This window comes from Parabacteroides sp. APC149_11_2_Y6 (assembly GCF_054506995.1).
The window spans coordinates 976,469-995,632 of the sequence record NZ_CP173709.1 but is presented as its reverse complement, the minus strand read 5'-3'; the positions used below and the strand labels follow the sequence as shown (position 1 = coordinate 995,632).

Sequence of the window (19,164 nt, the reverse complement as noted above, 5' to 3'; positions counted from 1 at the left end):
CGACATCCCATTTCTCCACTGCTTACACGGAACAAGCTCCGGAGCACATTCCGAATATGCGACTCACGCGGAGTTGAAATTTATCTATTTGTTCGCTAAAAAAACTCAGATGTTACCAATTGATATGATGCGGAAATTAATTTATTAGACGCGGATACCGCGAATAAACATGGATTAATAAACATACAACATGTATTAATCCTGTTTTACGCGGCATCCTCGTCTAATCATATTGTTGTGTTTTTGGGAAGATAGTAAGCTAATTGATATCCGAGTAATGTTAGCTTTACAGACCATTCCAGAGTCGCGTCTATGCTCAATAACATATAAAAACGAAGCATATATGCTTTGAAATCGAAACATATATGTTTTAAAACCAAAACATAGGTGTTTTGCCGCGCAGATTATTGCTTTTTTATGCGCAGATAGTTGGAATTAGTACCGCTACTAATTGGAATTACCCTTAGAGTAAATAGGAAAAAGTACCGAATTCTATACAATTCCACCCTTTTTTGCGCTCAAAAAGCTCCAGTTTCGCCTAAAACACGATCCATACACAAAGCATGAGTTACCACAAAAGGCTTTATTTTACAAAAGTGTCACGAATTACAACAAAAAGCCAACATTCTGTAACATCTCTAAGCCACAAAAAAGGTAAATCCGGAAGATACACATCCCTATATATTCCGGACAACAAAAAAAAGGAACTGTCTAGCTTTTCAGAGCCAGACAATTCCTTTCTTTTAAGGTTGATCTAATTTAGTAACGAAAACAATCGCTTATTCAACAAACGCCATTAGTTTCCGAAATGATAAGAACCAGAAGCTATTTCTACCTTTATGCATTGGTCGTCTTCATTTATTTCACAGATGCCGGGCAAAGAGGTTACCTTCACACCAAAATCTTTAGGAATACAGACTGTTGCATAAGTATTTCCAGGTATGGTGATATCCCAACTGAATTTTCCGTCTTTTCTCTTCCATGCACTTTTTATCTCACCGTAAACCGATTGATAGGATGCGGATACATGCTCCAACCCTTCCGGGAAAACAGGAGCCATATCGATATGGCGATAACATAAAGCACCTGGCGTACATTTAATACCGGCCAGGTCTTCATAATACCAAATCAGCAAGTCGCCAAGCAGCATCACATGATTGGCAGAGTTCATCGCAGGATCGGCAGTATCGCCATTCCAAAGTTCCCAGATAGTAGTAGCCCCGTTCTTAGCCATATACCCCCAGCTCGGATAGGTATCGTTTGTTGCAATCTTATATGCCACATCTACCCTGCCGTTTTCCGTCAGTCCACGCATCAGATGCTGGATACCCAGAACACCGGTACTTACATGGCCTTTAAAATCCCCTTCGGTCTTTTTCACGATATTTTCAAACACTTTCGCTTCATAGCCATCCGGTACCAGCCCCAAACGCAAAGAGAGGATATTGGCAGTTACCGTATTGTTTGCATATTCTGCCGTTTCCGGATTGAAGAACTTCTCATTATATGCCTTTTTCATCTTGGCGGCAAGGTCTTCATAAACAGACATATCATCATAGTTCCATTGCAATTGGGCAAAACAAGTCATCTTATTCAATAAGTCATAGAAAACAGCCGTACTCAACAATGTTCCATCGGTCTTACGCGCCGGGTCTTGCGAATGGATTAATTCCTGGGATTCCGGCGGCATGCACCAGTCGCCATACGTATCTTTTACAATCAGGTTGTCTTTCATGCCTGTTTCAAGCATGTGTTCCATCCAGCGCTTCATAGCGGGATAATGCTTGCGAATAGCCGAATCATCCCCATACTGGGTATATATCATATCGGCAATATAAAAAAACGCAGAAGGCCAGGTAACATCGTCATTATAAAGTACCCAATAATTCGGAGAAACATCCGAGATGCTACCTTCCGGACTTTGCGAGTCTTCTATATCCTGCAACCATTTCTTATACAGTAACGCATTATCAAAAACAAACGATTCGCCATAAGCGCCGGTTGCACGGTCGCCCAACCAGCCCAAGCGTTCGTCACGTTGCGGGCAATCCGTAGGCATTCCCCGGTAATTACCGCGAATACCCCAGTAAGCATTCTTAAATATCTGGTTAATTACCGGGTTAGATGTCTCGAATGTCCCGGTGGTTTCCATCTTATCATAAATAACTTCACCCGTGAAATCCGAAAGCTCCGGTTTATAATCGAGTCCATCTATTTCCACGAAACGGAAACCGTGGTATACAAAAACGGGAGCCCAACTGAACTTACCGTCGCGGGCAGGCGTATAGATATCCGTTACATTGGCCGAACGCAGATTTGCCAGATAAAGAGAACCGTCTTTCTGTAATGTCTCGGCAAACTTCATAGTAACAGGTTTGTCCTTTTTCCCTTTTAAATTAACAGACAACCATCCTACCATATTTTGCCCCATATCTAGAATATACTTTCCATCCGGACGTCCGGTAATGGAGACAGGTTTTATTCTCTCCTGTATACAGATATTCGGATTAGGCTGTGCGATTAGTTTTCCGCCGGGAGCCTCCATCAGGTCTACAGTTTTCCATGCGCTATCATCATATCCGTTCTTATTCCAGTCGCCTAATTCCAGACGAGCATCATATTCTTCCCCGTCAAATTCATTGTTGGCGACAATCGGCCCCTTGGAAGTTACTTTCCAGGAAGTATCACTCGATACGATATCCTTTGAACCGTCCGCATACTCTACCTCCAGCTGTGCCAACAAACGGGGAAGGCCGAACGTCGTCATTCCCGGATTCCGCATGGAAAAATAACGTCCGTTACCCAACATCACTCCGATTGTATTCTTGCCGGATGTCAGGAAATCTGTTACATTATATACATTATAATATACTTTTTCCGTATATAGAGAAACCGTAGGGGATAAAACATCTTCCGCTATACGTTTCCCGTTCAGATAGGTTTCGGAAGAACCAAGCCCGGAAATATAAAGAAGAGCGTTTTTTACCGGTTTGCCTGCATCAAATTCTTTTCGCAGGTAACGAGCTGCAAGCCGGGTTTTTCCCTGGTCTGTTTCTCCCTGGTTTGCCATCTCTTTCTGACCGATCCAAGAAGCTTTCCAGTCGGAAGCATTCAAGAATGCCATCGTCCAACTACCCACATCGCTCCAGATGGCATCCCCCTGGTTTGTCTTCACTTTTACGCGCCAGTAGTACGTCTTACCCGACTCCAAAGGCTTTCCGGCATAAGGAACCAACACGCATAGGTAGGTAGAATCCACCCCGGAGTCCCATATCAAATCCCCCCCTTTCAGTTGCTCCGGCGAAGCCGCAACCTGCAACTGATAATACTCCTGCTCCAAAGCAGGCGTTCCGGATGTTATCTGCCAGGAAAAACGAGGCTGCGGAATATCTATACCTACCGGATTTTCTTTCATTTCCACCCGAAGTTTTTTCACTTCCACATTCGGTACCGAAGTACAGTTAACAAGAATGACTGCCAGTGCAGCCCATAAAAACAAACTAATCTTTCTCATAACAATATAAGAGTTTTTTATCGCTGATTTCTCAAATAAGGGATAAAGAAAATATTTTTTCACATGATATAAGTGTCAAAAATGACATTTAACCCTATTATTTTGACACTATTATCCCGGTATCCTTATCTCTACTGAGAAAAAAAGCCCTGTTATCTGTTACTTTTTGGATTTATCGTGTATATTTGCGAAATACGATATTAACAAAAAACAGAAAGATGAATTATTACGAGCTAAGCTTCACATATACTTCTCCGGTAGAAGTTTCAATCATAAATGACATACTGGCTTCCGAACTGGGAGAAATAGGCTTTGAAAGTTTCACGGAAAATGAAAACGGGCTGCAAGGCTATATCTCCGCCCAGCTTTATAATGTAAAAGATTTACAGGACAAACTGGCTACATTCCCTCTGGATAATGTTGAAATCCATTACACAGAAAGCCTGGTTGAAAGTAAGGACTGGAACGAAGAATGGGAAAAGAATTATTTCAAACCAATCCGTATAGGAAACGATTGCATTATCCGCGCTTCATTCCACGAACCCGAGCCCGGTTATACCTATACAATTATTATAGACCCGAAAATGGCATTCGGTACCGGCAACCATGAAACGACGTACCTGATGATTAGCGAAATGCTGAAACTCGACCTCGAGGGCAAAGAATTACTGGACATGGGATGCGGAACTGCCGTTCTCGCTATCCTTGCAAAAATGAAAGGGGCTAAACGCGTGGTAGGCATCGATATTGACGAATGGGCATATAACAATGCGCTTGAAAATACCCGCCTGAACCATACAACAGATATTCAAATCGCATTGGGAGGCGCCGAACAAATTCCTACATTCGGAACGTTCGATATTGTTTTCGCCAACATCAACAGAAACATTTTACTAAACGATATCAAATCATATGCATCTTGCCTGAAACCCGGAGGGGTGCTTTATATGAGCGGATTCTACAAAGAAGATATTCCTGCGATTGAAGCCGAATGCAACAAAAACCAGTTGGCTCTGCTCTCCTATACGGAGAAAAACAACTGGGTGGCGGTAAAGACCCTGAAACAACATTAATTAACACAAAAGTTAATGCAAACCTAAACTATCATTCAAAGTTTTGCGTTATCTTAGTAGCAACATAAAAAAAGAAAGAGTTATGAAAAACGTAGATTCAAAATTATTATTAGGCCTCGTAGTAGGAGCGGCTGTCGGTGCTGCTGTCGGTTATTTAGCAGCAACAGATAAAAGAGAACAATTATTAGAAGAACTTAATGATGTAGTCGGTAAAGTAAAAGACGGCTTCAATTCCGCTATAGCAAAATACAAAGAAGGTAAAGCTGAAGTGGTAAAAGCTACCGAGGAAATCGTTGCAGAATAATTTATGGAGAAAGAATCAGGTGAAATCTTCCGCGAGCTGAAAAAAGATCTTTCAGAGTATGTGGAATTAAAACTGGAACTCCTGAAATTAAGCACATATGAAAGAACAGGGAAAGTTATCGCTGTTCTTTCATATGGTGTTATTTTATTGTTTTTGGCGTTCTTCGCCATTTTATTCATCTTCCTGGCTTTAGGCTTTTTCCTGGGAGACATATTCGGTTCAGTCGGTTCGGGTTTTGCCATTGTTGCAATATTATATGTACTTCTGATCGGAATTATCATACTGAACAAAAATAAAATCAGCGAGAAAGTGTTGAATGTAGTAATCGCTGCATTGACCTCAAACGAAGATAAAAATCAAGCGACAGACAATGAACAACCAGCAGACACCTCTGGAGAAACTGATTTCTGACAAGCAACGCATTCAACAGGAATGCCTGCTGCGGGAACAAAAGTTAAACGAAGAGTTCAACTACATACAAGACAATGCCGGGTCCCTTCTTATGTCGGGGGTTTCCACTCTTCTATTTCCTAAAACAAAAGCCAAATCCAAAGCAGCGGAAAACAATCCGGATTTGTCTGCCGTTCCGGTAACTTCCGTCCCGCTCGGCATGAGCGACTATCTTTCTGTTGCGCAAGGATTATTGCCCGTTGCATGGGATGTTGTACGCCCGCTTTTAGTAACTTGGGGAATACGAAAAGCTCAAAACTGGGTGATAGGCAAGCTATTCAAGAAAAAGAAGTAATCTGCAAAAATTAATTTATGTTAGAGAGCATATTTTTCTTAAACAATTCTATTTTCAATAAAAAAAATGACTACATTTGCAGTCGTTAAAAACAAGAAGATGAACGATGTTCAAACCTTGTTTTCTCTGAGATGAATGATATAAATAATATTTTCAATAAACCATAAAAGTTTTATTACAATGATTAAAGTAGGTATTAACGGTTTCGGCCGTATCGGACGTATGGTGTTCCGTGCTGCAGTTAAGAACTTCGGCAATGACATTCAGATTGTAGGTATCAATGACCTTTTGGATGCTGATTATTTGGCATACATGCTGAAATATGATTCAGTACACGGTCGTTTCGACGGCGAAGTTGCTGTAGAAGGTAACAATTTGGTAGTTAACGGCAACAAAATCCGTTTGACTGCAGAAATGGATCCTGCTAACTTGAAATGGAATGAAGTTGGTGCTGAAGTTGTAGTTGAATCTACAGGTTTCTTCTTGACAGACGAAACAGCTCGTAAACATATCCAGGCTGGTGCAAAGAAAGTTATCATGTCTGCTCCTTCTAAGGATGCTACTCCTATGTTCGTTTATGGTGTTAACCACAAATCTTACGCAGGTCAGGACATTATCTCTAACGCTTCTTGTACTACTAACTGCTTGGCTCCTATCGCTAAAGTATTGAACGACAAGTTCGGTATCGTTAAAGGTTTGATGACTACAGTTCACGCTGCTACAGCTACTCAGAAGACTGTTGACGGTCCTTCTAAGAAAGACTGGAGAGGTGGCCGTGGTATCCTTGAAAACATCATCCCTTCTTCTACTGGTGCTGCTAAAGCTGTAGGTAAAGTATTACCTGTATTGAACGGCAAATTAACAGGTATGGCATTCCGCGTTCCGACTTCTGACGTTTCTGTTGTTGACCTGACAGTTGTTCTTGAAAAGAACGCTACAATGGAAGACATCTGCAAAGCTATGAAAGAAGCTTCTGAAGGCGAATTGAAAGGCGTACTGGGTTACACTGAAGATGCTGTTGTTTCTACAGACTTCCGTGGTTGTGCCAATACTTCTATCTTCGATGCTAAAGCTGGTATCTCTTTGGATGCTAACTTCGCTAAGATCGTTTCTTGGTATGACAACGAATGGGGTTATTCAAACAAAGTTTGTGAAATGGCTCGCGTTATCGCTGGTAAATAATCCAACACAAAATAGTATGAAAGCCGTCCTTGTTTAAGGGCGGCTTTTTTTGTATCTTTGTATTGCAATGGAAACATACCAGCTCATCACAATACTCGGGCCTACAGCTTCCGGTAAAACTACTTTTGCCGCAGCTCTTGCCGAACGTCTGGATACTGAGATTATCAGTGCGGATTCCAGGCAAATATACCGCTCCATGGACCTTGGAACCGGTAAAGACCTTGCCGACTATACCGTCAATGGAAAAAATATCCCTTATCATTTAATTGATATTTGCGATCCGGGCTACAAGTACAATGTTTTTGAATACCAGCATGACTTTTACCGGGCTTATCAAGCCATAAAAGAAAAAGGTAAACTGCCCATTCTTTGCGGGGGTACGGGACTGTATATCGAAGCCGTATTAAAAGGATACAAATTGCTGGATGTACCACAGAATCCGGAATTGCGGGAACAGTTAAAAGACAAGCCGCTGGCTGAACTGGAACAAATATTAGCCGGATATAAGGTTTTACACAATAAAACGGATGTGGATACGGCACAACGTGCCATCCGGGCAATTGAAATAGAAGAATATTACAAAAACGAGGCACCTGACAGCAATGAATATGAACCGGTAAACAGCCTGGTAATAGGTATTCATATCGATAGGGAATTGCGCCGGGAAAAAATATCCCGCCGTCTGAGGACCCGATTGGATGAAGGAATGGTGGAAGAAGTCCGCAACATTATTGCGTCCGGAGTAGCTCCGGAAGATCTGATTTATTATGGATTGGAATATAAATTCCTTACATTATATGTCATTGGCAAATTATCTTATGAAGAAATGGTTACCCAACTGGAAATTGCCATCCATCAATTTGCCAAGCGACAAATGACATGGTTCCGCGGAATGGAACGGCGCGGTTGCAAAATCCAGTGGATTGATGCCTCTCTGCCAACCGAAGAGAAAATTCAAAAAGTAATGGCATTATTAACCTGAAACCATCATTTATTCCATAAAAGAAACAATAAAATCATATAGTATGCTGACAATAAACGAATTCAATAAAAGCGATAATTTCTTTTTGATGGCAGGTCCTTGTGTCATCGAAGGAGAAGATATGGCTTTACGCATTGCTGAGAAAATAACAGGTATCACTGAAAAATTGAATATCCCATACATATTCAAAGGTTCTTACCGGAAAGCGAATCGCTCACGAATCGATTCATTCACCGGTATCGGAGATGAAAAAGCGCTCAAAATATTACGTAAAGTAAATGAAACATTCCATATACCGACTGTAACCGATATACATGAGACAAACGAAGCGGCTATGGCTGCCGAATATGTCGATGTACTTCAAATCCCGGCATTCCTGTGCCGGCAAACAGATTTATTAGTCGCAGCAGCTAAAACAGGGAAAATAGTAAACATCAAGAAAGGGCAGTTTCTTTCACCGGGAGCTATGCAGTTTGCTGCACAAAAAGTAGTAGATGCCGGAAATAATAATGTGATGCTTACCGAACGAGGAACGACTTTTGGTTATACGGACCTCGTTGTTGACTACCGGGGTATCCCGCAAATGCAGCAATTTGGCTTTCCGGTAATTATGGATGTTACGCATTCACTCCAGCAACCCAACCAAACAACCGGTGTTTCCGGAGGTCTTCCTGCATTGATCGAGACAATTGCCAAAGCAGCGATTGCCGTAGGAGCAGACGGATTATTCATTGAAACTCATCCAGAACCGGCTAAAGCGAAATCCGATGGAGCCAATATGCTGCAACTGGATTTACTGGAAGGATTACTGACACGTCTCTTACGTATACGTGAAGCTATTAAATAAAAAAAGAGGAGGATTGGGTATTATTTCTTTTTAATCCCAATCCTCCCCTTTTTTCTTCTTTAATTTTTTATCCCATCTTACTGATCTTTCTCAGTTTCTCCTCATCGATTAATTTTATCTTTCTTCCATCGATAGCGATAATTCGTTCCGAAACAAAAGTAGACAAAGTCCGTATGGCATTTGAGGTTGTCATATTAGAAAGATTAGCCAAGTCTTCCCGGGACAGATAAATACTCAATGTAGCACCATCTTCCTCCAAACCATAACTATCCTTCAAGAATAACAAAGATTCGGCTAACCGCCCCCGGATATGTTTCTGGGTAAGATTAACCGTACGTTCATCCGCTACGCCCAAATCAAAAGACAGCTGGCGGATAAAAAACATCGCAAGATTGGGATTTCCCATCAATAGCTCTGTGACAATCGTCATCGGAATAAGACATACTGACGAAGCTTCAAAAGCGGAAGCATTAGTCAGATAATTTTCCTGAGCAAAATTAGCACGATAACCAAAATACTGCACCGGTTTAATCATTCTAATAATCTGGCTTCTTCCTCCTACACCTTCCTTAAAGATTTTCACTTTGCCTTTTAGCAAGCACATCATATCCCTTGGTTCGTCGCCCTCGCAATAAATCAACTCATTACGTTTGAAATGCTGGATCGTCGAATTACTACGGAGAATCTCCCGTTCCTTATCGGTCAAAACTCTCCATACCTCTGCTAAACTGGCCGACAGATCGACCTCTTCTTTCTGTTGCTTAACCACGACTGCTATATAACATACTTTTATGACACAAAGATAAAAACATATTATTTACGAAAAAAGGATTTGAGCAAAATAATACAATTCATAGACCCCGATATCTTTCAGACTGTAAATCAAATCCTAATGTCTCACAATTTATCTGATTTTACAGCGATATGTACGTATTTACCAATTTATATTTCAGCCTCTGATTTTCAAAAAAAGCACGCACTGATGCAATCCTTTTTTAAAGAAAATAGTAACTACCTCATCAATTTATTCAATTTTATTTCTTACTTTGCAAAGAAAGGGTAGACATTTGGTGCAAAAACTTTTTTACATAATCATCTTGCTCTTACTTACTATGAGCACCGTAGCAAAACCGGATGGTAACTATGGACATCCTACGCTGCTGAACAATTCTTCCCAAAAAGAATCAATCAGGCAAGGAGATTCTATTATGCAATTAGTAATTAAAAATGCAGACAGATGCCAAAACAAACTATCCCATTATGAAGCGGATATTTATATAAAAGGCAGGAGCAAAATTGTAAAACAGAATTTCCTGATGTTATTTGCGCATCATATTTTTCCGGTTGACAGAAAAACCAAAGATATGTTTTTTGAAATGCTCAGCCATTCACAATTCAATGCGCCAAACAGTTTCCTGCATGATTTTAAAGCGATAAACGGAAATACTATACCCAATAGTGCCAAACAAAAAGAGGTTTTGACATTCCTAAATCTAAATGTATATTCTCCCACTATTTATAATGAGGGAATTATCACTCCGATTGCAGAAGATGCCTCCAAGTTTTATAAGTTTAATCTGGACAGTACATTCTACGAGAATGATCTCAAGATTTTCAAAATACATTTTATACCCAAACAATGGAGCCAGAAATTAATCAGCGGATATCTGTATATAATAGACAAAACATTCAGTATTGAGAAAATAGATATGGATGGTTATTTCTCCCTGGCAGAATTCAACCTTGTAATGACCTTCGGTAAAAGCCATCAGGATTTTATTCTTCCGGCTACAGCCGATTTAAAATTACGCTATTCCGTATTAGGCAACGAAGTGGTAAGCACCTACCATTCTTCTTTCAAATATGAAGCAGTCGAATGGATAGAAGAAAATGATGAAGAGAATAAAAGGTCCCTTGATTTAAGTGCATACTTCGATTTATCTTCAGACACAATCCCCATTATCCATGATTCCACATACTGGAAACGCAAACGGGATATGCCCATTACACCTGAAGAAAGTCAGATGTATCAGCAAGAAATAGAACCTACAGTCGAAAAAGTCGATACGGGAAATATCCAAAAATATCTGAAACTCACTGAAAAACTAACCAATACAATCAATCTGGACTACAAGACAACACGCCTTAAATATTCAGGATTATTAAATCCGGTCCAGTTCGGTTATTCGGGCAGCAATGGTATTACATACTGGCAAATGCTACGTCTCAGTAAAACATTTGCCAAAGACAGACAGTTGCGTTTCCGACCGGAGATTGGCTATGTATTTAAACGGAAACAATTATTTTTCACAGTAGCAGCAGATTGGGAATACAGACCTGACAAACAGGGAACCTTAAGCCTGAGTATAGGAAACAGTAATGAAGGATACTCATCTGAAATGATGAAAGAAATTAATGAGCTCCTTAAAGACTCCACATTCAATATCGATGACCTGAACTTCGATTATTTCAAGCATTATTATGTAGAACTGCGGAACAACATAGAGTTATTCAATGGCTTTCAGCTATCTGCCGGGTTATCATATCACAGGCGCATACAGGTTAAGAAAGACAGTAATAAAAAAATAAACGGAGATATTTCGGATATTTTAAATGGGAACTATAACGATTTTACACCTGTAATAGGCATTTCCTACACCCCCAGGCAATACTATTGGATGGATGGATATCGCAAAGAATATATACACTCTTTCTATCCTACTATGTCATTGGAGGTTGCGACAGGCATACCCGGAGTCGGAAAAAGTACGGGAGATTACTGGCGCATAGAAGCAGATATACATCAACGTATTAAACTGGGGTTAGCCAGACGTTTTAATTACCACATAAGCGGAGGTATGTTTATTAATGCCAAGTCCATCTATTTTGCCGACTTCCATTTCTTTGCCCGGAGAAATTTCCCGGAATCATGGGCGGATCGTTTCGGAGGTGTATTCAATCAGCTGAGAAGCGAATGGTACAATGCCTCCGACAAATATGTACAAGCTCATTTTATGTATGAAAGTCCTTTTATTCTTATGCAACTTCTGAAGCCTAAACCCAGGGCATCCAGATATATACTATCCGAACGTTTCTACCTGAGTCAGCTCTGGTTGCCTGTCATCCCCAGTTATACAGAGATAGGCTACGGAGTCGGTAGCAGCATTTTCAATATTGCTATTTTTGCAGGATTCAAAAAATTCGAATACCAAAGTATCGGGGTGAAATTCACATTCGAATTATTTCAATGAAATGGTTGTGGACGAAGTATCATTATCCCGCTATTTCGTTTTATGCTTTGTACATAATCCTGTAACGGTTCCTCATTCAGTACGACTTTTTTCTGCGAAGAAGAAGCATGATAAAAACTCAGCCTATCCTTCGTCTTGGAAATAATCCCTACATGGGAAATATCCAATCCTTTTATTGAAGTCACGAAACAAACTATATCGCCATTCTTTATACCAGAGGCACGAGCATTTATTTCGTTCTCCGGAATATAATAATATTCCCGAGAATTTATCTCCTGTTCCTTCTCCGCTATTTTACAGACATATTCTGGATGTTCTTTCAATTGTTTATAACTATCGGGGTGAGTTGACATAAAAGATAAGTTCATAGTAAGCGGCTTCCCTCCTATTTCTTTAGTAACATCCTTCACTATCCCCTTCCGTTCATTTTCAAAAATCCAGTCTGTAGTATAATGAAGACGGTCCGTATAATCATTGATAACGCCATCCCTATAACGGATATTTTTCAAAGTATGGCAATAGTTATCAAAAGAGGCATCCCCACTTTGCAAAGTCCGAACCAAAGCTGTTACTGTTTCCACTAAAGTCATGCAATCCATTTCCCGGAAATTAACAACCAACTCTTCCGGCTCTTTTTCCAGAGTAGATGCCACATAGGGACAGGAAAGAAAAAATCTGGCTGTACCTGTCATCAAATCCCCGACAAGATAATTCCTCTTTTTCTCCCAGGACTTCATAAAAAGTTCATAGATTTTCATGTCCTCATCTGTATAATAAACCGGAGATTGTGCTTTCGCACAACACAGAGGTAACAATACAAATAAAAGTAGTAATAGCCTATTATTTTTCATATTCCCTTATTATTTCTCTCAATCAACTTTTGTTTCCAACAACGCCTGCAATTTAACCAATTCGTCCCTGAACTGGGCAGCTTCTATAAAATCCAGTTTCTTGGCAGCTTCCGCCATCTGTTTCTTTGTACGTTCAATTGTTTTTTCCAACTGTGAACGATTCATATATTGAACTACCGGATCTGCAACCAAACTGGGTTCAGGCTCTACATAAGCATAAGGTTCGGCAACAAGCGGCTGTTGCTTTTCTGCAACCAGAGATATACTATTTTTGACTACCTGCTTAGGAGTAATGCCATGCTGTTCATTATAAGCAAGTTGCTTTTCACGCCGGCGATTTGTTTCATCCATAGTGAGTTTCATACTTGCCGTAATTTTATCTGCATAAAATATAACTTTGCCATTCACATTACGGGCAGCTCGTCCTGCAGTCTGGGTAAGCGAACGATGGGAACGTAGAAAACCTTCTTTATCAGCATCCAAAATAGCCACCAGTGATACTTCAGGCAAATCGAGTCCCTCACGCAACAGGTTGACGCCAATCAGGACATCAAACAAACCTTTCCTCAAATCGTCCATTATCTGGATACGTTCCAGCGTATCCACATCGCTATGAATATAATTACAACGGACTCCCATACGAAGTAAATAAGTAGTCAATTCCTCTGCCATACGCTTGGTAAGCGTTGTAACCAGCACCCGTTCTTCTTTCGCCGAACGTATATTTATCTCTTCCATCAAATCGTCTATCTGGTTTAGAGTAGGACGAACATCGATGACAGGATCAAGCAATCCGGTCGGACGAATTACCTGGTCCACAACAACCCCCTCGCTTTTTTCCAACTCATAATCAGCAGGAGTTGCACTCACATAAATTGCCAATGGGGTCAGTGACTCAAATTCATCAAAGGTCAACGGACGGTTATCCATTGCGGCAGGAAGGCGGAAGCCATAATCAACCAGATTCTTTTTACGGGAATAATCGCCACCGTACATGGCACGTATCTGCGGAATAGTCACATGGCTTTCATCTACTACCAATAAGAAATCTTTCGGAAAATAATCCAGTAAACAAAAAGGACGTTCTCCGGCTGACCTTCCGTCAAAATAACGGGAATAGTTTTCAATACCGGAACAATGCCCCAGTTCACGTATCATCTCCAAGTCAAAGGTCACTCTTTCATATAAACGTTTCGCTTCATACGGCTTTCCTATTTCCCTGAGGAAGTTCACCTGGGTACCCAAGTCCACATCAATCTGGCCGATCGCCATATTAATACGTTCCTGTGTTGTTACAAACAAATTAGTCGGATAGATATTCAATTCATCCTGTTCATCTATTTCTTGCCCGGTTTGTGGATCAAAAGAAGAAATCCGGTCGATTTCATCATCCCAGAACTCAATACGATAAGCTGCACCATCAAATGTCTCGATAGCAGGAAATATATCTACGGTATCGCCATTTACCCGGAAACAGCCACGGTTAAATTCCAGTTTGTTATTCACATACAAAGCATCGACAAAACGACGCAACAGTTTATCCCGGTCGATCTTCATGCCTTTTTCCAAATGCGTTACCTTTTCTGCAAACGCAGTCGGGTCTGCCATACCATACAGGCAGGATACGGACGAAACGACTATAACGTCTTTTCTACCGGAAAGCAGCGAAGCCGTAGCACGTAAACGAAGCTTATCTATTTCATCATTAATAGCTAAATCCTTTTCTATATACGTATCCGTACTCGGCAAATAAGCCTCCGGCTGATAATAGTCATAGTAAGAAACAAAATATTCTACTGCATTATTCGGAAAAAATGCTTTGAACTCACTATATAACTGTGCAGCAAGCGTTTTATTATGACTTAATATCAAGGTGGGTTTCCGTACTTCCTTAATGACATTTGCGATTGTAAATGTCTTGCCGGAACCTGTCACCCCAAGCAATGTCTGGAAAGGCATGCCGCTCCTTATTCCTTCGGACAGGGCTGCAATAGCTTCCGGCTGGTCGCCTGTGGGACTGAAAGGGGACGATAATTCAAAATTCATTCTTTATTCACGAGGTTGTTTCGGTATTACAATCCAAAGGACCAAATAAGCCAATACTCCGGAAAATACCGTAAAAATACTCAATAATATATATCCGATACGAACCATTGTCGGGTCCCATCCAAAATAATCAGCTATTCCGGCACATATTCCGGCAATCATACCTTTGTCCGAACGGTAAATTCTTTTTTCGTTTTCCATCTTTCTCTATTTTATTGGTTTATAAATAAGCTGCCACTTTTTTACGGTCTGTTTCCACCGTTTCAAACTCGGAAGATACGATACTGCTGCCCATCGGTACATTTTCATTCCTGTACTCCATCTTACTATATACAATGCTACGCGCTGAAGTATGAAACTCTTTTGCTCCGGTTTTTTCTTCTATTTCCGCGATATTATTTTCACGTACTCCACACCCCGGCATAATGATTATACGGTCTCCGGCACGTTTTACCAATTCGGCCAGCAAAGGGATTCCTTTTACAGCATCCGACTGCTGTCCGGAGGTGAGTATACGATCGCAACCCAGTTCTATCAATTGTTCCAAAGCTGTAAACGGGTCACGGCAAACATCAAAAGCACGATGGCTAGTTACAGATAGAGGATGCGCCGCCTCTATCAAACGCTTCATCAAATCGATATCTATATCCCCATCTTTCGTAAGGCAGCCGAATACGACACCATGTACCTTCAGTTGCTTACACATCTCTATATCATAGAGCATGGATTGTATCTCCGCCGGCGTATACAGGAAATCCCCCCCGCGCGGACGGATAATCACATTTATATCAATGGATGAAGTCAAAGTCTGCGCTGTACGTATTTCTCCATAACTGGGAGTTGTTCCGCCTTCCGGTATTCCGGCACATAACTCTACCCGTCTGGCTCCTCCTGCTTCCGCTTCCACACAACTTTGTGCAGAATTGGCACATATTTCAATAATTCGATCCGGTTTCATCTATTTGTGTCCTTTTTATTTTTATATACTTGTATAAAGAACAAATTTACACAAATATCTTCGATTTTCATATATAATACCAAGTACAAAAACAGAGGCGGCACAAATTACAGACTTGTAACCTGTGCCGCCAATAAAAAAGGATTCACCTGCTTGTTTAATCAGCTATTAACTATCACCCATCAAATTTTGATTATTCACCAGCAGTTTTTCTATTTCTTTCCTTTCGGAAGAAGAAAGGTAGAGGTGTTTTAATCCTTCTTTATATTTTTTCAGATTATGGAAATCAGAACCGACAAAGTCGTAAAAACCTTTTTTTATCAATTTATGGGCAGACAATAACGCGGATCTGCCATAATATCCGCTAAGTGATAACAAGTTCAATTGAAATTTACATCCTACTTGCTTCCAACGGACATAATCTTTATCGGTCATGTAAACATATCGTTCCGGATGGGCCAGTATAGGCTGATACCCGTTTAAAAGTATCTCGTAAATCATATCCTGCATTTCCGGAGGAGGTGAAAGATAAGACGTTTCAACCAATACAAAATTATCACCCATACTTAATAAACCATCTTTCATATGGGTTAAGAAATTAGCATCAAGCATATATTCCGCAGCCAACCGGACTTCGACTCCTTCAGGCACCTTTGATAAAAAACAATTAAAGTGTCCTTCCAGAACAGTCCGTGTATTATTCGATATTTCTTCCATGACATGTGGAGTCAGTATGAAAGACCTAACTCCCATTTCCCGCAAAGCAATAAAAGAATCGATGGCTTCGTCCTCTGTTTTTACTCCATCATCAACACCTGGCAATAAATGACAATGAATATCCCCCATTTTCTCCAATAATCCCGTATGGAGAATATTCTTTTTCCCTGTAAAGAAGGATATCATAAAATCTGTCGATAAATGTTCTTCATTATTCTTTTGATTTCTCATTACCATAACCGTAGCCATATCCATAACCATAACCGTAGCCGTAACCGTAGCCATATCCGTAACCCGTTTTCTTATAACGGACACCATTCAATATCAAACATAGGTTTCGATATTGATTTTGGCGATACAATCGTTCTAATTCCGGTAACTGGCGACGATCAAACAAGCCTGCACGTATTACATAAATCGTCAAATCGGCAACACGATTAACAATAGCGGCATCAGCAACGACACCACTTGGAACATTATCCAGAATTACATAATCATAACATTTTTTCAACTCTGACACCAATTTTTCTAAACGATCGCTTAACAACAATTCAGCAGGATTCGGGGGAACCGGACCGGCATAAATAATATCGAGGTTCTCATGCAACTCATTTTTACGAATAATATCCTCGACTTTTTCAACTTTTCCTGATAAATAATTTGTCATCCCCACGTTCGCGTTGTGAACGTGGGAGCTAAGGGTACCCTTACGAATATCGAGATCGACAAGTACGACCTTCTTTTTAGCTAAAGCGAAGCTCATTGCCAGATTCATCGAAACAAAAGTTTTTCCTGCATTTGAGTTGAAGGAAGTAAACATCACAACCTTCATTTCAGTAGCCTTCACACGCATAAAATCCATATTTGTACGAACAATACGAAAAGCTTCCGATACCGCATCACGTCCTCCCTCGCGTATAACGACCTCATCATATTTACCTTCTTTCATATCCTCATTCTTCTTTTTATTTTTATCACGAAGAGGAATTTCTCCAAGGAAAGGAATAGTAGTTTTATCTTCTACATCTTTACGCGAACGCACTTTCGTATCGATAGTTTTAAATAACCATAACAGACCTGCAGGAACCAGTCCTCCTAAAATAAATGCTGTAAACAAAACAATCATCGATTTTGGAGAAACAGGAGACTTACTTCCCATAGCCGGATCAATAATACGTGCATTACTCTCTGTTATAGCTTGTGACAATGCATTTTCTTCACGTTTATTCAATAAGTAAAGATATAACTCTTCTTTAATTTTCTGTTGACGTTCTATAGAGAGTACTTGCTTTTGTTGTCCAGGAACAGCAGATATTCTTTTAGAAGTTTGTTCTTCCCTGGCACGAACATTCTTATTTTGAATATTTAAACTAACAATTAAATTATCTACAGAACGGATAATTGTCTGTCGCATCGCCTGAAGAGAATTATTTAAATCCATTACAACAGGATTCCGGTTACTACTACTGGAAACCAAACGGTCCCGTTTTAGCAACATCGTATTATATTCAGCTATCTGGGATTCCACATTCATATCTGCAATACCCGTATTCATCGGTATTAGTTCAGAATCCTTTGACGGATCCAGCAGATAATTATGAATATAGCGCGCCAACATCAACTGATTCTCCAAACTAAGTCCAGTCTGGTTATACTCACTACTCTCCCTTAAATAAATTCCAGTTTCCGAAACAATATCCGTCAATTTATTCTCACGCTTAAACGATTCTATATTTGTATCGACATTTCCTAGTTCTTTTTCTATGATGATCAAACGCTCATTAATAAAATCCGAGGTGTTTACCATAATGCGATTTTTATCATTCACTGCGTCTTCATTATAAACTGAAATTACAGTATTTATAACATCTTCTGCGCGAGGAATAGATACATCCTGCAATGTCAAATTAATAATAGATGCGGTTTTACTGGCAAGAGAAACCTGTAAATTACGATTAAAACGTAATGCAACTTCATCACGATCCTGTTTTTGTACCTGAATAGTTTTCCCTATATACTCTCCCGTATAATAAAAAGAGGGAGAAACCATCAGCTTTCCAACAGGGGTTTGTACCGTATCTCCCATTAAAACTGTCTTCGTTTCTGAAGTATCTATTCCCTCAGCTTCAAAATTACTAAGTTTGACACGTCTCTCATCTATTGGTGTAACAGCTAAAGAAAATTTTTGATTAGATTCTGATTCTGGGAAAACCAGAACAACTGGACTTTGAGTATACAAATCGGTTGTTCTCAAACCACGTTTCACTGTATACCTTATGTCTAGGTTAAGTCTTTTCACTACATTTTGCATTAACAATTTAGATTGAAACAGAAGGACCTCATTGTCCACACTACTTCTCATACTAAACATCCCGATATCAGAAAATGCAGAAGATTCGCTAATCGCACCTGCACCTTTTTTTTCATCTTTGATTAATACTGTAGCTGTCCGTGTATATTGTTTCGGAGCCCATTTCAGGTAAACAAAAGCAATAGCCAAACACACAATTATCGATAATACAAACCAAAGCCAGTGAGCTCGTACTATACGAATCATATCCCCTATGTTCAAGCTATCATCTTCCTGTTGCAACAAATGGTTATCTAATTCTTGATTTGGTTCCATTTAATTTTATTTTATGAACAATTGTCTACAGAGTATTCAGCCCTATTTCCAAATCTCTATTATACAAT

Annotated in this window: 16 protein-coding genes; 8 read left to right on the top strand and 8 right to left on the bottom strand. The window is 40.0% G+C overall.

From position 1 onward, the window contains the following. Positions 1–796: 796 nt before the first annotated feature. On the bottom strand, positions 797–3,514 hold the full coding sequence (locus ACGE0T_RS04070; RefSeq protein ID WP_459189264.1) for an alpha-L-rhamnosidase: 2,718 nt from the start codon (positions 3,512–3,514) through the stop codon (positions 797–799). Positions 3,515–3,732: 218 nt separating this feature from the next. Here ACGE0T_RS04070 and prmA point away from each other — a divergent pair, with 218 nt between their 5' ends. From prmA to kdsA, 7 genes are all read left to right on the top strand, one after another. After that, positions 3,733–4,587 carry a 50S ribosomal protein L11 methyltransferase gene (gene prmA, locus ACGE0T_RS04065; RefSeq protein WP_459189263.1) on the top strand — a complete coding sequence of 285 codons (855 nt, stop codon included), beginning with the start codon at positions 3,733–3,735 and terminating at the stop codon, positions 4,585–4,587. Positions 4,588–4,669: 82 nt separating this feature from the next. Beyond that, complete coding sequence (locus ACGE0T_RS04060; protein WP_459189262.1) at positions 4,670–4,891, top strand: YtxH domain-containing protein; 222 nt, start codon at positions 4,670–4,672, stop codon at positions 4,889–4,891. A 3-nt stretch (positions 4,892–4,894) separates the two neighbouring features. Next, entirely contained in the window at positions 4,895–5,302 is a 408-nt protein-coding gene (locus ACGE0T_RS04055; RefSeq protein ID WP_459189261.1) for a phage holin family protein, read from the top strand. After that, positions 5,262–5,636 (top strand): hypothetical protein, encoded by a 375-nt coding sequence (locus tag ACGE0T_RS04050; RefSeq protein WP_459189260.1) that lies wholly within the window; start codon positions 5,262–5,264, stop codon positions 5,634–5,636. The genes ACGE0T_RS04055 and ACGE0T_RS04050 overlap by 41 nt, the downstream gene beginning before the upstream one ends. Positions 5,637–5,816: 180 nt before the next feature. Then, positions 5,817–6,818, top strand: a complete 1,002-nt coding sequence (gap, locus tag ACGE0T_RS04045; RefSeq protein ID WP_459189259.1) for a type I glyceraldehyde-3-phosphate dehydrogenase — start codon at positions 5,817–5,819, stop codon at positions 6,816–6,818. A gap of 67 nt (positions 6,819–6,885) precedes the next feature. After that, entirely contained in the window at positions 6,886–7,800 is a 915-nt protein-coding gene (gene miaA, locus ACGE0T_RS04040; RefSeq protein ID WP_459189258.1) for a tRNA (adenosine(37)-N6)-dimethylallyltransferase MiaA, read from the top strand. A 43-nt stretch (positions 7,801–7,843) separates the two neighbouring features. Further along, complete coding sequence (gene kdsA / locus ACGE0T_RS04035) at positions 7,844–8,647, top strand: 3-deoxy-8-phosphooctulonate synthase (protein WP_459189257.1); 804 nt, start codon at positions 7,844–7,846, stop codon at positions 8,645–8,647. A 67-nt stretch (positions 8,648–8,714) separates the two neighbouring features. On the opposite strand, the gene ACGE0T_RS04030 is transcribed toward kdsA, so the two are convergent. Further along, the gene (locus tag ACGE0T_RS04030; protein WP_459189256.1) at positions 8,715–9,416 is read right to left on the bottom strand and encodes a Crp/Fnr family transcriptional regulator; all 702 of its coding nucleotides are present in this window, start codon (positions 9,414–9,416) and stop codon (positions 8,715–8,717) included. A 343-nt stretch (positions 9,417–9,759) separates the two neighbouring features. Here ACGE0T_RS04030 and ACGE0T_RS04025 point away from each other — a divergent pair, with 343 nt between their 5' ends. Further along, positions 9,760–11,898, top strand: coding sequence for a DUF5686 family protein (locus ACGE0T_RS04025; RefSeq protein ID WP_459189255.1), 2,139 nt, complete (start codon positions 9,760–9,762; stop codon positions 11,896–11,898). Here ACGE0T_RS04025 and ACGE0T_RS04020 read toward each other — a convergent pair. The 6 genes from ACGE0T_RS04020 to ACGE0T_RS03995 form a co-directional block, all read right to left on the bottom strand. Beyond that, on the bottom strand, positions 11,892–12,656 hold the full coding sequence (locus tag ACGE0T_RS04020) for an N-acetylmuramoyl-L-alanine amidase-like domain-containing protein (protein ID WP_459189254.1): 765 nt from the start codon (positions 12,654–12,656) through the stop codon (positions 11,892–11,894). The two genes, ACGE0T_RS04025 and ACGE0T_RS04020, sit on opposite strands and share 7 nt — an antisense overlap. 111 nt (positions 12,657–12,767) lie before the next feature. Then, on the bottom strand, positions 12,768–14,795 hold the full coding sequence (uvrB, locus tag ACGE0T_RS04015) for an excinuclease ABC subunit UvrB (protein WP_459189253.1): 2,028 nt from the start codon (positions 14,793–14,795) through the stop codon (positions 12,768–12,770). Positions 14,796–14,798: 3 nt separating this feature from the next. Then, on the bottom strand, positions 14,799–14,996 hold the full coding sequence (locus tag ACGE0T_RS04010; protein WP_459189252.1) for a PspC domain-containing protein: 198 nt from the start codon (positions 14,994–14,996) through the stop codon (positions 14,799–14,801). A 19-nt stretch (positions 14,997–15,015) separates the two neighbouring features. Then, complete coding sequence (locus ACGE0T_RS04005; protein ID WP_459189251.1) at positions 15,016–15,753, bottom strand: copper homeostasis protein CutC; 738 nt, start codon at positions 15,751–15,753, stop codon at positions 15,016–15,018. A gap of 168 nt (positions 15,754–15,921) precedes the next feature. Further along, positions 15,922–16,755: a tyrosine-protein phosphatase gene (locus ACGE0T_RS04000; protein WP_459189250.1), complete on the bottom strand. Its 834-nt coding sequence runs from the start codon at positions 16,753–16,755 to the stop codon at positions 15,922–15,924. Then, a complete protein-coding gene (locus tag ACGE0T_RS03995; RefSeq protein ID WP_459189249.1) occupies positions 16,682–19,096 on the bottom strand; it encodes a GumC family protein in 2,415 nt (804 codons plus the stop codon). Before ACGE0T_RS03995 ends, ACGE0T_RS04000 begins: the two co-directional genes overlap by 74 nt. Positions 19,097–19,164: the final 68 nt, after the last annotated feature.

Excerpts from the sequence above, each read along its gene's own strand:
- ACGE0T_RS04070 (WP_459189264.1), bottom strand. The coding sequence starts at position 3,514 with ATGAGAAAGATTAGTTTGTTTTTATGGGCTGCACTGGCAGTCATTCTT.
- prmA (WP_459189263.1), top strand. The coding sequence starts at position 3,733 with ATGAATTATTACGAGCTAAGCTTCACATATACTTCTCCGGTAGAAGTT.
- ACGE0T_RS04060 (WP_459189262.1), top strand. The coding sequence starts at position 4,670 with ATGAAAAACGTAGATTCAAAATTATTATTAGGCCTCGTAGTAGGAGCG.
- ACGE0T_RS04055 (WP_459189261.1), top strand. The coding sequence starts at position 4,895 with ATGGAGAAAGAATCAGGTGAAATCTTCCGCGAGCTGAAAAAAGATCTT.
- ACGE0T_RS04050 (WP_459189260.1), top strand. The coding sequence starts at position 5,262 with ATGAACAACCAGCAGACACCTCTGGAGAAACTGATTTCTGACAAGCAA.
- gap (WP_459189259.1), top strand. The coding sequence starts at position 5,817 with ATGATTAAAGTAGGTATTAACGGTTTCGGCCGTATCGGACGTATGGTG.
- miaA (WP_459189258.1), top strand. The coding sequence starts at position 6,886 with ATGGAAACATACCAGCTCATCACAATACTCGGGCCTACAGCTTCCGGT.
- kdsA (WP_459189257.1), top strand. The coding sequence starts at position 7,844 with ATGCTGACAATAAACGAATTCAATAAAAGCGATAATTTCTTTTTGATG.
- ACGE0T_RS04025 (WP_459189255.1), top strand. The coding sequence starts at position 9,760 with ATGAGCACCGTAGCAAAACCGGATGGTAACTATGGACATCCTACGCTG.
- ACGE0T_RS04020 (WP_459189254.1), bottom strand. The coding sequence starts at position 12,656 with ATGAAAATCTATGAACTTTTTATGAAGTCCTGGGAGAAAAAGAGGAAT.
- uvrB (WP_459189253.1), bottom strand. The coding sequence starts at position 14,795 with ATGAATTTTGAATTATCGTCCCCTTTCAGTCCCACAGGCGACCAGCCG.
- ACGE0T_RS04010 (WP_459189252.1), bottom strand. The coding sequence starts at position 14,996 with ATGGAAAACGAAAAAAGAATTTACCGTTCGGACAAAGGTATGATTGCC.
- ACGE0T_RS04005 (WP_459189251.1), bottom strand. The coding sequence starts at position 15,753 with ATGAAACCGGATCGAATTATTGAAATATGTGCCAATTCTGCACAAAGT.
- ACGE0T_RS04000 (WP_459189250.1), bottom strand. The coding sequence starts at position 16,755 with ATGGCTACGGTTACGGCTACGGTTATGGTTATGGATATGGCTACGGTT.
- ACGE0T_RS03995 (WP_459189249.1), bottom strand. The coding sequence starts at position 19,096 with ATGGAACCAAATCAAGAATTAGATAACCATTTGTTGCAACAGGAAGAT.